Annotated in this window: 11 protein-coding genes; 9 read left to right on the top strand and 2 right to left on the bottom strand. The window is 67.7% G+C overall.

What is annotated here, in order from left to right; genetic code table 11:
- Positions 1 to 2 precede the first annotated feature (2 nt).
- Positions 3 to 1292, top strand: coding sequence for a citrate synthase (locus N788_RS11990; RefSeq protein WP_034225383.1), 1290 nt, complete (start codon positions 3 to 5; stop codon positions 1290 to 1292).
- Between the two features lie 55 nt (positions 1293 to 1347).
- Here the strand turns inward: N788_RS11990 and N788_RS11985 are convergent, their stop codons facing one another.
- Both N788_RS11985 and N788_RS11980 read right to left on the bottom strand, forming a co-directional pair.
- Positions 1348 to 1974 carry a hypothetical protein gene (locus N788_RS11985; protein ID WP_051924623.1) on the bottom strand — a complete coding sequence of 209 codons (627 nt, stop codon included), beginning with the start codon at positions 1972 to 1974 and terminating at the stop codon, positions 1348 to 1350.
- On the bottom strand, positions 1949 to 4408 hold the full coding sequence (locus N788_RS11980) for a penicillin-binding protein 1A (RefSeq protein WP_034225381.1): 2460 nt from the start codon (positions 4406 to 4408) through the stop codon (positions 1949 to 1951). The genes N788_RS11985 and N788_RS11980 overlap by 26 nt, the downstream gene beginning before the upstream one ends.
- A 245-nt stretch (positions 4409 to 4653) precedes the next feature.
- On the opposite strand from N788_RS11980, the gene N788_RS11975 reads away from it, so the two are divergent.
- From N788_RS11975 to tkt, 8 genes are all read left to right on the top strand, one after another.
- Positions 4654 to 5712 carry a pilus assembly protein PilM gene (locus N788_RS11975; RefSeq protein WP_034225379.1) on the top strand — a complete coding sequence of 353 codons (1059 nt, stop codon included), beginning with the start codon at positions 4654 to 4656 and terminating at the stop codon, positions 5710 to 5712.
- Positions 5712 to 6311: a PilN domain-containing protein gene (locus tag N788_RS11970; RefSeq protein WP_084696034.1), complete on the top strand. Its 600-nt coding sequence runs from the start codon at positions 5712 to 5714 to the stop codon at positions 6309 to 6311. The genes N788_RS11975 and N788_RS11970 overlap by 1 nt, the downstream gene beginning before the upstream one ends.
- A gap of 53 nt (positions 6312 to 6364) precedes the next feature.
- Positions 6365 to 6943 carry a type IV pilus inner membrane component PilO gene (locus N788_RS11965; protein WP_051924622.1) on the top strand — a complete coding sequence of 193 codons (579 nt, stop codon included), beginning with the start codon at positions 6365 to 6367 and terminating at the stop codon, positions 6941 to 6943.
- A gap of 11 nt (positions 6944 to 6954) precedes the next feature.
- Positions 6955 to 7467: a pilus assembly protein PilP gene (locus N788_RS11960; protein ID WP_034225449.1), complete on the top strand. Its 513-nt coding sequence runs from the start codon at positions 6955 to 6957 to the stop codon at positions 7465 to 7467.
- Between the two features lie 15 nt (positions 7468 to 7482).
- A complete protein-coding gene (locus tag N788_RS11955) occupies positions 7483 to 9639 on the top strand; it encodes a type IV pilus secretin PilQ (protein ID WP_244444132.1) in 2157 nt (718 codons plus the stop codon).
- A gap of 67 nt (positions 9640 to 9706) precedes the next feature.
- Positions 9707 to 10888 (top strand): EAL domain-containing protein, encoded by a 1182-nt coding sequence (locus N788_RS11950; RefSeq protein ID WP_051924621.1) that lies wholly within the window; start codon positions 9707 to 9709, stop codon positions 10886 to 10888.
- A gap of 57 nt (positions 10889 to 10945) precedes the next feature.
- The gene (locus N788_RS11945) at positions 10946 to 12229 is read left to right on the top strand and encodes a dicarboxylate/amino acid:cation symporter (RefSeq protein ID WP_034225375.1); all 1284 of its coding nucleotides are present in this window, start codon (positions 10946 to 10948) and stop codon (positions 12227 to 12229) included.
- 99 nt (positions 12230 to 12328) lie between these two features.
- Positions 12329 to 14332, top strand: a complete 2004-nt coding sequence (gene tkt, locus N788_RS11940) for a transketolase (protein WP_034225373.1) — start codon at positions 12329 to 12331, stop codon at positions 14330 to 14332.
- Positions 14333 to 14348 lie beyond the last annotated feature (16 nt).

Genomic DNA, 14348 nt, shown 5'->3' with positions numbered 1-14348 from the left:
ACGTGTCCGACAACAAGAGCGTCGTGCTCAACGCCGCCGGCAAGAACATCGATCTCCCCGTCCACCAAGGCACCCTCGGCGCACCCTGCGTCGACATCACGCGGCTGCCCAAGGAATCCGGGATGTTCACCTACGACCCCGGCTTCGTGGCCACGGCCAGCTGCCGCAGCGCGGTGACCTACATCGACGGCGACGAAGGCGTGCTGCTCTATCGCGGCTACCCGATCGAACAGCTGGCCAAGCACTCGTCCTTCCTGGAAACCAGCTACCTGCTGATGAACGGCGACCTGCCGGACAAGGCGCAGTTCGCCAAGTTCGAGCACGAAGTCACCCACCACACGATGATGCACGAGGCCTTCAAGAGCTTCCTGCACGGCTTCCGCCACGACGCCCACCCGATGGCCATGCTCTGCGGCATGGTCGGCTCGCTGGCCGCGTTCTACCACGACGACCTCGACCTGGAAGACCCGGAACAGCGCCGCCTGGCGGCCATCCGCCTGCTCGCCAAGGTGCCGACGATCGCGGCGGCCTGCTACCGCCATTCCATCGGCTGGCCGATCCGCTACCCGCGCAACAACCTCGAGTACGTCGACCGCTTCCTGCACATGATGTTCGAGGTGCCCTCGGGCCCGCTGGAGCTCAAGCCGGTCGCCGCGCGCGCCCTGGACCTGCTGTTCATCCTGCACGCCGACCACGAGCAGAACGCCTCCACGTCCACCGTGCGCCTGGTCGGCTCCACCGGTGCCAACCCCTACGCCTGCGTCGCCGCCGGCGTGGCCGCGCTCTGGGGGCCCGCCCACGGCGGCGCCAACGAGGCGGTGCTCAAGATGCTCGACGAAATCGGCCGCCCGGAGGACGTCTCCAAGGCCGTGGCGCGTGCGAAGGACAAGGAATCGGGCTTCCGTCTGATGGGCTTCGGCCACCGCGTCTACAAGAACTTCGACCCGCGCGCGACGATCATCCGCGAGATGTGCCACCAGGTGCTCGAGGAACTGGGCGTGGACGACCCGCTGCTCGAGGTCGCCATGCGCCTGGAGGAAGCCGCGCTCAAGGACGACTACTTCGTGCAGCGCAAGCTCTACCCGAACGTCGACTTCTACTCCGGCATCATCTACAAGGCGCTTGGCATCCCGACCGAAATGTTCACGGTGATGTTCGCCATTGCCCGCACCGCCGGCTGGGTGTCGCACTGGCTCGAACAGCAGACCGACCCGGAAGCCAAGATCGGCCGTCCGCGCCAGATCTACACCGGCGCCGCGAGCCGCGACTACGTGGACCTGGCCAAGCGCTGACCCGAAGCGACCTGGACCGAACCGGACGCCCCGCCTCGCGCGGGGCGTTCGCGTTTCAGGCGTCGGCGCCCAGCAGCTGCGCTACGGCCGTTCGCGACGCGCGGGGCAGGGCACCCCCTCCCAGCGGGTCGCGCGGCGCCTGGCGGGCCGCACTGGCCGGCAGGACCCATAGTTCGAAGGCCTGGCCGTCGGCGAGCAGTTCCCAGCAGGGCAGGTCGGCCCGGTTGCCGTCGGCCAGGACCAGGCGTCGATGGCGCTGGCGGGCCGGCGCGCCCCGGTCGGCCAGCATCCTGGCCACGGCGTCGGGATCGTCGGCGTGCAGATGCAGTATCACCGGGTCATCGGCGCCGGCGCTGCCATCGAGGACCGGTCCGGCCAGGCGGGGCTCGAAATCGCTGAAATGCTCCATGGCCATCAGCGCGGCCCGGCGCTGGCGTGCCAGCCTTGCCGGGTCAAGCTGGCCGGGTGCGAACAAGCGCCGATGGGCCATCAGGGCCTCGCGGATTTCGTCGGCATCGGGAAGCGAGGCCGGATCGCGGATTCCCAGGCGCTCGGCGGCCTTGCGCCGGGCGACGGCGATGTCCTGGGTGCCATCGGCCAGCAGCCGGGCAGCCTCGCTGGCGACCTGCCGGCGGCGCGCCTGCGCCGCCGCCGGGTCAGAAGATGTCGAACGCCTCTTCATTGCTCAGGACCGGTTCGATGTCGAAACCCTGGGCGGTGATGCGGTCGTAGTCTTCGCGCTTGAAATAGTCGCGCACGCTGCCGGGCGTGCCTTCCGGCACCAGCCGTCCGGACCCGGCGTCCACCGAGGCCGTGACGATGCCCGTGGGCACTTCGGGCTCGAACAGCGGCACGTCCTTGAGCGCGGCATCCATGTAGCCGATCCAGATCGGCAGCGCCGCCTTGCCGCCGTATTCGCCGCGACCCAGGGTGGAGAAATCGTCCTTGCCGACCCAGACCGTGGTCACCAGGTCACCGCCGAAACCCGAGAACCAGGCGTCGCGGTAGTCGTTCGTGGAACCGGTCTTGCCGCCGATGTCGGGGCGGCCGATGGCGGTGGCGGCCCGGCCCGTGCCGCGCTGCACGACATCACGCAGCATCGACTGGATCATGAAGGCCGTGCGCTCGTCGATGGCCCGCGGCGCCAGTGAAACCGGGCCTTCCGGCGCGGTTTCGTCGGCCGCCGGCGTCTCCCCGGCGTCGGCCGTCGACGGTGCCTGGGACGGCCCGAAATCAAAGCCGTCCACCACCGTGGTGTCCCGGCCGCCGCCGGCATCGCCGCCGCCGCGTCCGGGGCAGTTCATGCAGGCGCGCACCGGGACGTGTTCGCTGAGCACGCGGCCGTCGCGGTCGAGCACGCGCTCGATGTACCAGGGGTCGACCAGGTGGCCACCGTTGACGAACACCGTGTAACCGCGGGCGATCGACAGCGGGGTCAGCGAGGACGTGCCCAGCGACATCGACAGGTTCGGCGGCAGGCTTTCCTGGCTGAAGCCGAACTGGGTGATGTAGCGACTGGCGAAGTCCACGCCGATGGCGTCGAGCAGCCGCACCGAGACCAGGTTGCGCGATTGCACCATCGCTTCGCGCAGGCGCATCGGGCCGGCGAAATTGCCGGCGTCGTTCTGCGGGCGCCAGACATTGCCGGCCCGGTCGCGGAAGACCACCGGCGCGTCGAGCACGATGCTGGCCGGCGAAAAGCCGCGTTCGAAGGAGGCCGCGTAAACGAAGGGCTTGAAGCTCGAGCCCGGCAGGCGCTGGGCCTGGGTGGCACGGTTGAACTTGTTCAGGCCGAAGCTGAAACCACCGACCAGGGCGCGCACGGCACCGTCCTCGGGCTGCAGGGAAACCAGCGCGGCCTGGGCCTGCGGGATCTGCGCCAGGCGCAGTTCACCGGACTCGCCATCCAGTGCCAGCCGGATCAGGTCGCCGCGCTTGAACAGCTGGTCCGGGGTCTTGCGGGTCCAGCGCGTGGCTTCCGGGTCCAGCGTGAGTTCGGTGCCGGAGGCGGTCAGGAGGCGGGCGCTTTCACCCTCGAACCCGGTCACCAGCACCGCCTGCAGGCCACCCAGGGTGGGATAGGGCTTGAGCTTGGCGCGCAGGGATTCCAGGGTTTCGTCGTCCGCCAGGTCCAGCTGGGCCTCGGGGCCGCGGTAGCCGTGCCGGCGGTCGTATTCGAGCAGGCCCGCCTGCAGCGAGCGCACGGCCGTGGCCTGGTCGTCGCCGTCGAGGGTGGTGTAGACGCTCAGGCCGCTGGTGGTGGCTTCGGCCCCGTAGCGCTGCTCCATCTCGGCCCGGACCATCTCGGCCACGTAAGGGGCCTCGACCTCGATCGCCGGCTCGTGCGGGCTCGCGTGCATGGGTTCGGCACGCGCCGCCAGTTCCTCGGCCTCGCTGATCATGCCTTCCTCGCGCATGCGCTGGAGCACGTAATTGCGGCGAATCAGGGCGCGTTCGGGGTTGATGATCGGGTTGCCCGAAGACGGGAACTTGGGGATCGAGGCCAGGGTGGCGGCCTCGGCCAGGGTCAGCTGGTCGAGCGACTTGCCGTAGTAGAACTCGGCGGCGGCGGCGATGCCGTAGGCGCGGTTCCCGAAGAAACTCTTGTTGAGGTAGAGCTCCAGGATCTCGTCCTTGCTCAGTTCCCGCTCCATCTTCAGGGCAAGGAAAATCTCGGTCAGCTTGCGGGTGTAGGAGTATTCCGTGCTCAGGAAGAACTGGCGCGCCACCTGCTGGGTGATGGTGCTGCCGCCGGGCACGCGCTTGTCGTCGGTCGTCGCCAGCAGCCACACGGCGCGCGCGATGCCGCGCCAGTCGACGCCGGGATGCTCGTAATAACGGGCATCCTCGATGGCGATGAAGGTCTGCTTGACCCGCTCGGGCACGTCCTCGATCTCGACCGGGAAGCGCCGAGTCTCACCGATGACCGAGATCAGGCGGCCGTCGCGGGTGTAGATCGAAAGCGGCACCTGGAGCTGCACGTTCCGCAATTCCTGGACGTCCGGCAGGCGCGGAGCGATCAGCCAATACAGGATGCCAAGGGCGACCAGGCCAAGCACGGCCAGTCCGGCGAACAGGATCATTGCCCGCCGGAGCAGGCGTTTGAATCGGGCCATCCAGGGCCCCTCCGAGGTTTACAGCGGCGTGGGTCGGGGAGTATAGAACGAGGCAGGGCCCGGCCGGGCGTTGGGGGACGGCCGGAATCGGGCCCGGAATGCGTCTAGATGGGGAAGCCCGGGGTCGCCCAAGGCGGCTGCGGGGAGATCCGGCGGGGGGGGGGCATTGCCATTTGGGAATTTTTCGTTATTTAATGTATTGGCGCACCATTCGTGTGTAAGCGCCCGTCGGAAGGGGAGAAACCGTGGGTCTTTTCGGAAATGCCAAGACACCGCTGGTCGGCCTGGACATCAGTTCCACCGCCGTCAAGCTACTTCAGCTCACCGAGTCCGGTGGGCGGTACCGCGTTGAGCATTACGCGGTCGAACCGCTGCCACCCAACGCCGTGGTCGAGAAGAACATCGTCGAGGTCGAGGCCGTCGGCGAGGCGATCAAGCGCGCGGTGGCCCGGTCCGGCACCAAGGCCCGGCACGCCGCGGCCGCGGTCTCGGGCTCGTCGGTGATCACCAAGATCATCCCCATCCAGGGCGACCTGGACGAGGACGCCCTCGAGGACCAGGTGCAGCTCGAAGCGTCGAACTACATCCCGTTCCCGATCGAGGAAGTCAGCGTCGACTTCGAGGTCATCGGCCCGGTGCCGAACAACCCGGAGATGGTCCAGGTGATGCTGGCCGCCTCGCGGACCGAGAACGTCGAACTGCGGCAGTCGGCCCTGGAACTGGGCGGGCTCACCGCCAAGGTCGTCGACGTCGAGGCCTTCGCGATGGAGAACGCCTTCAAGCTGGTCGCCGACCAGCTGTCGGTGCCCAAGGACGCGATCGTCGCCCTGGTGGACATCGGCGCCACCATGACCACGCTCAACGTGCTGCGCGCCCAGCGCAGCATCTACACCCGCGAGCAGGTCTTCGGCGGCAAGCAGCTCACCGACGAAGTCATGCGCCGCTACGGCCTGAGCTACGACGAGGCGGGCCTGGCCAAGCGCCAGGGCGGCCTGCCGGAAAGCTATGAAGTCGAGGTGCTCGAGCCCTTCAAGGAAGCACTGGTCCAGCAGGTCAGCCGACTGCTGCAGTTCTTCTATGCCGGCAGCGACTTCAACCGCGTCGACCAGGTGGTCCTGGCCGGCGGCTGCGCCTCGATCGCCGGCATCGCCAACCTGGTCGAGGAACAGCTGGGCGTCCCGACCGTCATCGCTAACCCGCTCGCCAACATGGCGCTCGGCCCCCGCGTCCAGGCACACGCCCTGGCGCAGGACGCCCCGGCGCTGATGATCGCCTGCGGCCTGGCCCTGAGGAGTTTCGACTGATGGCCAGAATCAATCTGCTTCCCTGGCGAACCGAACGGCGCAAACAGCGCCAGAAGGAATTCGTCACCATGCTCGGCCTTTCGGCCGCGGCGGGCTTGCTCATCAGCTTCCTGATCGTCATGTACTACAACGGCCAGATCGAGGGCCAGCAGGATCGCAACCAGTACCTGCGCGACCAGATCAAGCTCGTTGACGCCCAGATCAAGGAAATCGAGGCCCTCGACAAGAAGAAGGCCAACCTGCTCGCTCGCAAGCAGGTGATCGAGGAACTGCAGTCCAGCCGCTCGCAGATGGTCCACCTGTTCGACCAGCTGGTGCGTACCATCCCCGAAGGCGTCAAGCTGAACTCGATCAAGCAGTCCGGCCAGGTCCTGACGCTGGAAGGTTCGGCCCAGTCCAACGCCCGGGTCAGTTCCTACATGCGCAACCTGGAGGAATCGGGCTGGATGGCCAACCCGGATCTTTCCATCATCGAAACCAAGGGTGGTGACAAGGGCCTGCCCAACGCCTTCTCGCTGAAGGTGCAAATGGTGACGCCCAAGCGCGAAGAAGAGGCCGTCGCCAACGAAGGCGACGCCGTCGCGGGAGGTGTCCAGTGAGCAAGAACATCGACCTGCGTAGCCTCGACTTCAACAATTCCGGTGCCTGGCCCATGCAAGTGAAGGTGGGCGCCTGCGTGCTCATCGTCGCGCTGATCATCGGCCTGGGCTGGTACCTGTTCGTCAGCGACAAGCGCGTGAGCCTCGAGAAGGAAGAGGCCACCGAAGTCCAGCTGCGCGAAGAGTTCCAGGGCAAGCAGGGCCGGGCCGCCAACCTCGAACCGCTCAAGCAGCAGCTTGCCCAGATGGAAGTGATGCTGCAGCAGATGCTGCGGCAGTTGCCGAGCAAGAACGAGATGCCCGACCTGATCGTCGACATTTCGCAGACCGCGCTCGCGGCGGGCATCAACAACGAGCTGTTCCAGCCGGGCTCCGAAAGCCAGCGCGAGTTCTACGCCGAAAAGCCGATCCAGCTGCGCATGGTGGGCACCTACCACCAGTTCGGTGCCTTCGTCAGTGGTGTCGCCTCGCTGCCGCGCGTGGTCATCATGACCATGCACGACATCTCGCTGCAGCCGCGCGAGGGCTCGTCGGGCACGCTGGTGCTCTCGGGCACGGTCAAGACCTACCGCTACCTCGATGAAGACGAGGAAGATGCCAAGGCGTCCAAATCCCAGGGAGGCTCCCAGTGATGGCCCCGTCCATGACCCGTAAAGCCATGAGCGGGCTGCTGATCGCGGCCATCGCGCTGTCCCTGTCGGCGTGCACCCGTGGCAAGCGCGACCTCGAGGCCTGGGTGGCCGAGGTCAAGGCTCGCCCGGCGCCGCCGCTGGACCCGCTGCCGGTGATGAAGCAGTTCGAAACCTTTGAATACGCCGCGCAGGACATGCGCGACCCGTTCAGTGCGCCGAGCGCGGATCGCGACAGCAACAATGCGATGCGGCCCGACCCGAACCGGCGCAAGGAGGTCCTGGAGGCCTTCCCGCTCGACAGCCTGGACATGGTCGGCACGATCGGTGGTGGCACCGACGTGGTTGGCCTGGTGATGGGACCGGACAACGTCACGCATCGCGTGCGGGCCGGCAACTACCTGGGTCTCAACGACGGTCGAATCACCGCGGTCTATGAAGATCGCATCGAGATTGTCGAACTCGTACCGGATGGGGCGGGAGGCTGGCTGGAACGCCAGGCCCGTATCGCCCTTGAAGACAATTGATTGGGGGAATGCACGATGACCGCGAATAAAACGATGGGCGAGGGGATGGGCACCAAGCGTCGCTGGGTGCTGGCCATGGGAGCGCTCGCCGTCGGCATGGCGACGTCGCTTTCGGCGCTGGCGGCGAACGTCCTGCAAGACGTGCGTTACGCCTCGGCCCCCGGAGGCAAGGTCGACATTACCCTCGAGTTCTCTGAACCCGTCGGCGACGTCCAGGCATTCACCACCGATACGCCCCCGCGTATCGCGATGGACCTTCCCGAGACCAGCAATGGCCTGGACAAGCGTCGGATCGTGATCGGCAGCGGCGCAACGTCGGCGGTTTCCGCCGTCGAGGCCGGTGGCCGGACCCGCGTCGTGGTGGACCTGTTCCGCCCGGCCGGTTACACCACCCGCGCCGCCGGCAACCTGCTGGTGCTGACGGTGGATGCCGGTGTCCAGGCCAACAGCCTGGCCAGCGGCCCGGATCCGACCAAGAAGGTCGCGACCGACCTGCAGGTCGCCAACATCGACTTCCGTCGCGGCGAGAACGGCGCCGGCCGGGTCATCCTTAAGTTCAGCGGCGACGGTGCGGCCGCCGACCTGCGCACCGAAGACAACCGCCTGGTCGTCGACGTCGCCAACGCAAGCATCCCGGAGGCCCTGCGCCGCCGCCTGGACGTCACCGACTTCGCGACCCCGGTCAAGAGCCTCGAGCCCAACGCCAACGCCGGCAGCACCCGCCTGGTGATCCACACCAACGGCGCGGTGGAGTCCATGGCCTACCAGACCGGCAACGAGTACGTGATCGAAGTGACGCCCAAGCGTGGCGCCGCCCAGGGTCCGGTCGTGGCCGGTGCCCCCGGTCGCGCGGCTGGCGCGGTCGACGGTGACCCGGAGACCAAGCGTTACGCCGGTCGCCCGGTGACCTTCAACTTCCAGGACGTGCCGGTGCGCACGGTGCTGCAGCTGATCGCCGAAGAATCCGGCCTCAACGTGGTGGCCGCCGACACCGTGCAGGGTAACGTCACCCTGCGCCTGATCAACGTGCCCTGGGACCAGGCGATGGACATCGTGCTGCGCGCCAAGCAGCTCGACCAGCGCCGCGACGGCAACGTCGTCTGGGTGGCTCCGCAGAAGGAAATCGCCGACTTCGAACAGGCCGTTGCCGACGCGCGTATCGCCAATGAAGTCCGCGAGCCGCTGGTGACCGAGTACATCCCCATCAACTACGGCATCGCCGAAGATCTCGCTGGCCTGCTGACCGAAGACAGCAAGCAGGCCCAGACGACGGGCGGCGGCGGCCAGAATCGCGGCGTCGGCGGTGGTTTCCTGTCGCCCCGTGGTTCGGTCAGCTTCGACTCGCGCACCAATACGCTGCTGGTCGTGGACATCCAGAGCAAGGTGGACGAAGTCCGCAAGATGCTCTCGATCCTCGACCGTCCGGTCGACCAGGTCCTGATCGAGGCCCGCATCGTCGTGGCCACCGAAGTCTTCGCCCGCGAGCTGGGCGTGATGTTCGGCATCCAGGACCGTACCGGCACGCTGGCCAACAGCAACGAGACGACCACCGACTCCGGTTTCCAGGTGAGCCTGCCGGTGAATCCGGCGGCCGGCATCCTCAACCTCAGCATCCTGCGCCAGGACATCGCCCTGGACCTGGAGCTGTCGGCGCTCGAGGAAGAAGGTCGCGGCGAAGTGGTGTCCAATCCGCGCGTGATCACCGCCAACCAGCGTGAAGCCGTGATCCGCCAGGGTGACGAAGTGGCCTACCTGACCATCCAGCCGGCCACCACGCCGGGTGCGGTCGCCCAGGCGACCGTCGAGTTCAAGGAAGTGCTGCTCGAGCTCAAGGTCACCCCGACCATCACCTCCGACGGCCGCGTCTACCTGAACCTCGCGGTGAAGAAGGACGAGGTCAGCGAGCTGATCGCCAACCCGGCCGGTGGCTTCGTGCCGCAGATCGCCCGTCGCGAAGTCAGCACCGCGGTGCTGATCGACAACGGCCAGACCGTGGTTGTCGGCGGCGTCTACGAGTTCAGCAACCGCGAGGACCTGCGCAAGGTGCCCTTCCTGGGCGACCTGCCGGTGCTGGGCAACCTGTTCAAGAACAAGACCCGCGGCGTCGAGAAGGCCGAGCTCCTTATCTTCGTCACGCCGCGCGTCCTGCAGGTCGCTCACCGTCCGGGCTGATCCGGCCCTGCACAGAACCAGCAACAGGGCCGCGCAAGCGGCCCTGTTGTTTTGGTACAGGTGAATCATGTCTTCGACGCTGCGCACAACGCTTACGCCTGGCCAGGTCCTGTTCCGGGAAGGTGATCCGCCGGACTGTGCCTACCTGATCGAAAGCGGCGGCATCGAAGTCAAGGCCCGGCAGCGCGGCAAGGACGTCGTGCTGAGCCTGTTGGGCCCGGGCGACCTGGTGGGTGAAATGGCGGTCATCGACGACTCGCCGCGCACGGCCACGGCCACCGCCATCGGCGAGGCCGTGCTTTTTCCCATTGATCGAAGCCAGATCGCCGAACGCCTGGCCGCCACCGATCCCATTGTTCGTTCCCTGCTCGAGGGCCAGCTCAAGCGCTACCGCGGTGCGTTGGCGGCGCTGCAGGGCCAGGGCGTGGAAGCGCCGACGGCGCCGATGACGACGTCCGAGCGACTGGGTGTCAGCAAGATCCGGCTCGAATCCCAGCTGCGCGAGGCCCTGGCGGCGCGCGGGCTCGAGCTGGGACTGCAGCCGCTGATGGACGTAGACAGCGGCAGGATCGCCGGTTACGAAGCCCTGGTGCGCTGGCACCATCCCGAGCGGGGTCCGATCTCGCCCGCTGAGTTCGTTGCCTTGGCCGAAGAGACCTCCCTGATCGTGCCCGTCGGCGAATACGTCATGGACGCCGCCTGCGAGTCGGTTGCGCGGCTGGTCGAGGCCGGGCACGGGCAGCCGTTCGTGGCGGTCAATGTCTCCGCGCGGCAGCTGTCGCACCCGGGCCTGGTCGAACGCATCGTCGCCCGCGCCGATGCCGCACGCCTGCCCCGCGGCACCCTGAAGCTGGAAATCACCGAAAGCCAGGTCCTGGACTATGACCTGGTCGGCGAGGTCATCGCGCTGTGCCACGCCCACGGCATCAAGGTGGCGCTGGATGACTTCGGAACCGGCTATTCGCACCTGGCCCACCTGCATCGCCTGGATTTCGACGTGCTCAAGGTCGACCAGGCGTTTTCGCGCAACATGGTCGCCGATCCCCGGGCGATGGCGGTGGTCGAAGCCATCGTGCAGCTGGGACGGGCGCTGCAGGCCGAGATCGTCGTCGAAGGCGTCGAGACCCGACCACAGCTCGAGGCACTGCGGCGGCTCGGCTGCCACTACGCCCAGGGCTACCTGATCGGCCGGCCACGGACCCTGGCGCAAATACTGGCCGATCCGGTGCCGGGCCGCTTCGGCGGCTAGGGTAAGCTTCGTCCAGGACCCGCCACCAGATCGCACGGAGCGCCAGCAATGCCCTCGATGTCACTGCATACCCGCATGCTGATCGGCTTCGTCGCCGGCACCGTGCTCGGACTCGCCGCGAACCTCTTCGCCGCAGACGCCGGCTGGCTGGACCTCGTGGTCACCTACGTCGCCGATCCCGTGGGCCAACTGTTCCTGCGGCTGCTGTTCATGCTGGTCATCCCGCTGGTGTTTTCGGCCCTGGTGCTGGGCGTGGTGGAGATCGGCGACCCGCGCTCGCTTGGCCGCATCGGCGGCAAGACCCTGGTCTGGATCCTGGCGGTCACGACCATCGCAGTGGTCATCGGCCTGCTGATGGTGAACCTGATCCGCCCCGGGCAGGGCATCCCGCCCGAGCTGGGCGCCGAGATCATGGCCGGCGCCGGCGACCGGGCCTCGCAGATCGCCGCCGGCCGCGAAGCGGTGAGCGGGCTGGACGTGTTGCTCAACATTGTGCCCCGCAATCCGGTGCAAGCCGCCGCCAATGGCGACCTGATCGCGGTGATGTTCTTCGCGCTGATGTTCGGCATCGCCGCCACCGTCATCCGCAGCGAAGGCACCAGGTCCTTCGTGTCGGCGGTCCAGGGCATCTACGACATCTGCCTGAAGCTCATCGACTGGGTGATCCGGCTGGCGCCGTGGGCGGTGGCGGCGTTGCTGTTCGCAATCACGGCCAAGCTGGGCTTCGACGTCCTGGTCCAGTTGGCGCGATTCGTCGGCACCGTGCTGGCCGCGCTGGCGATCCACTTTTTCGTGGTCTTCCCGATCCTGCTCCGGGTGTTCGGCGGCATGTCGCCGGTCGCCTTCTTCCGTGGCGCCCAGCCGGCGCTGCTGACGGCATTCTCGACCTCGTCCTCGAGCGCCACCCTGCCGACCACGCTGGCCTGCAGTGTCCAGGGTCTCGGGGTTCCACCCCGGGTCGCGCGATTCGTCTGCACGCTCGGTGCGACCGCCAACATGAACGGCACCGCGCTTTTCGAGGGCGTCACCGTCCTGTTCCTGGCGCAGTTCTTCGGCGTCGAACTGAACCTGATCCAGCAGGCCATGATCCTGGTGCTGTGCATGCTCGGTTCCATCGGTGCCGCCGGCGTTCCCGGTGGCTCCTTGCCCGTGATCGCCATGATCCTGGCCATGTTCGGCATCCCGCCCGAGGGCATCGGCCTGATCCTGGGCGTCGATCGCCTGCTGGACATGTGCCGCACGGTGGTGAACGTGGGCGGCGACATGGTCGGTTCCGTGGTGATCGGCCGCAGCGAGGAAGGCGTGCGTGAAGCCGCGCCCGAGGCCGCGGCCGCCGGCTAACATCCCGGCGGGGCGGGTTCAAGCGCGACATCGGCGGCCGGGTCGGCGACAATATCGCCCCGTTGGCCCGGCCCCGGGCCCCACGCCCTGGACGCCCTGATGACCACGCCTTCCCGCCGCGACCTCGCCAACGCCCTGCGTTTCCTGGCCATCGATGCCGTCGAGGCCGCCAAGTCCGGCCATCCCGGCATGCCCATGGGCATGGCCGACATCGCCGAGGTGCTCTGGAACGATTTCCTGAGCCACAGCCCCAACAACCCCAAGTGGTTCAATCGCGACCGCTTCGTGCTCTCCAACGGGCATGGCTCGATGCTGGTCTACGGCCTGTTGCACCTGTCGGGCTACGACCTGCCGCTGGATGAGCTGCGCAACTTCCGCCAGCTGCACAGCAAGACCGCCGGCCACCCCGAGTACGGCCACACGCCCGGCGTCGAAACCACGACCGGCCCGCTGGGCCAGGGCCTGGCCAATGCCGTCGGCATGGCGCTGGCGGAACAGCTGCTGGCGCAGCGCTTCAACCGGCCCGAATACAACATCGTCGACCACCACACCTGGGTTTTCCTCGGCGACGGCTGCCTGATGGAAGGTATCTCCCACGAGGTGGCCTCGCTGGCCGGCACCTGGGGCCTGGGCAAGCTGATCGCCTTCTGGGACGACAATCGCATCTCGATCGACGGCGATACCGCCGGCTGGTTCACCGACGACACCGCCGCGCGCTTCGAAGCCTACGGCTGGCAGGTCATCCGCAAGGTGGACGGCCACGATCCGCAGGAAATCAGCCAGGCCATCAAGACCGCCCAGGCCGAGACCGGCAAGCCCACGCTCATCTGCTGCCGCACCACGATTGGATTCGGCTCCCCCGGCAAGGCCGGCAAGGAATCGAGCCACGGTGCGCCGCTGGGCAAGGACGAAGTGGCCGCGACCCGGGACGCCCTGGGCTGGCCGCACGCGCCTTTCGAAATCCCGGCCGACATCCGCGATGGCTGGCGTGCGGGCAATGCCGGCCTGGTGCGCGAGGAACAGTGGAACCGCCAGTTCGACGCCTATGCCAAGGCCTACCCGGCGCTGGCCGCCGAACTCGTGCGGCGCTCCCACGGTGAACTGCCGGAAGACTTCGCCGACGCCGCGCAGGCCTATGTGGCCAAGCTGCAGCAGGAGGGACCGGTCGTTGCCTCGCGCAAGGCGTCGCAGATGGCGCTTGATGCCTTCGGTCCGCTGCTGCCGGAACTGATCGGCGGTTCGGCCGACCTGGCGCACTCCAACCTCACGCTCTGGAAGGGCAGCAAGTCGGTCACCAGCGGCGACGCCAGCGCCAACTACGTGCACTACGGCGTTCGCGAGTTCGGCATGTCGGCCATCAGCAATGGCCTGGCCCTGCATGGCGGCTTCATCCCCTACGACGCCACCTTCCTGGTGTTCTCCGACTACTCGCGCAACGCCCTGCGCATGTCGGCGCTGATCCCGACCCGCGCCATCCACGTGTTCACCCACGACTCGATCGGCCTGGGCGAAGACGGCCCGACCCACCAGCCGGTGGAGCACCTCGCTGCGCTGCGCTACATCCCCAACAACGACGTCTGGCGTCCTTGCGATGCCGTCGAGTCGGCGGTGTCCTGGCAGGCGGCGATCGAACGCAAGGACGGGCCGAGCTGCCTGGTCTTCAGCCGCCAGAACCTGGCCCACCAGCCGCGGAACACGCAGCAGGTGGCCGACATCGCCCGCGGCGGCTACGTGCTGTCGGATCCGGGCGAGGCGACGTTCGACCTGATCCTGCTCGCCACGGGTTCGGAAGTGGAGCTCGCGATGGAAGCCATGTGCCGTCTGGCCGGCGACGGGATCAAGGCGCGGGTGGTGTCGATGCCCTGCGCCGAGGTGTTCGCACGCCAGCCGCTGGAGTGGCGCGAGGGCGTGCTGCCGGGCTGGTGCCGCAAGCGCGTGGCGGTTGAAGCCGGCGTTACCGGCTACTGGCGCCAGTTCGTCGGCCTGGACGGTGCCGTGGTCGGCATCGACCAGTTCGGGGCCTCGGCGCCGGCGGACAAGCTGTTCGCGCATTTCGGCATCACCGTGGACGCGGTGGTCGACGCCGCGAAAGCCCTGGCCTGACCCGCTGGCCGCCGGG

This window comes from Arenimonas donghaensis DSM 18148 = HO3-R19 (genome assembly GCF_000743535.1).
Taxonomy (GTDB): domain Bacteria; phylum Pseudomonadota; class Gammaproteobacteria; order Xanthomonadales; family Xanthomonadaceae; genus Arenimonas; species Arenimonas donghaensis.
This window is presented reverse-complemented; position numbering and strand designations above follow the sequence as displayed.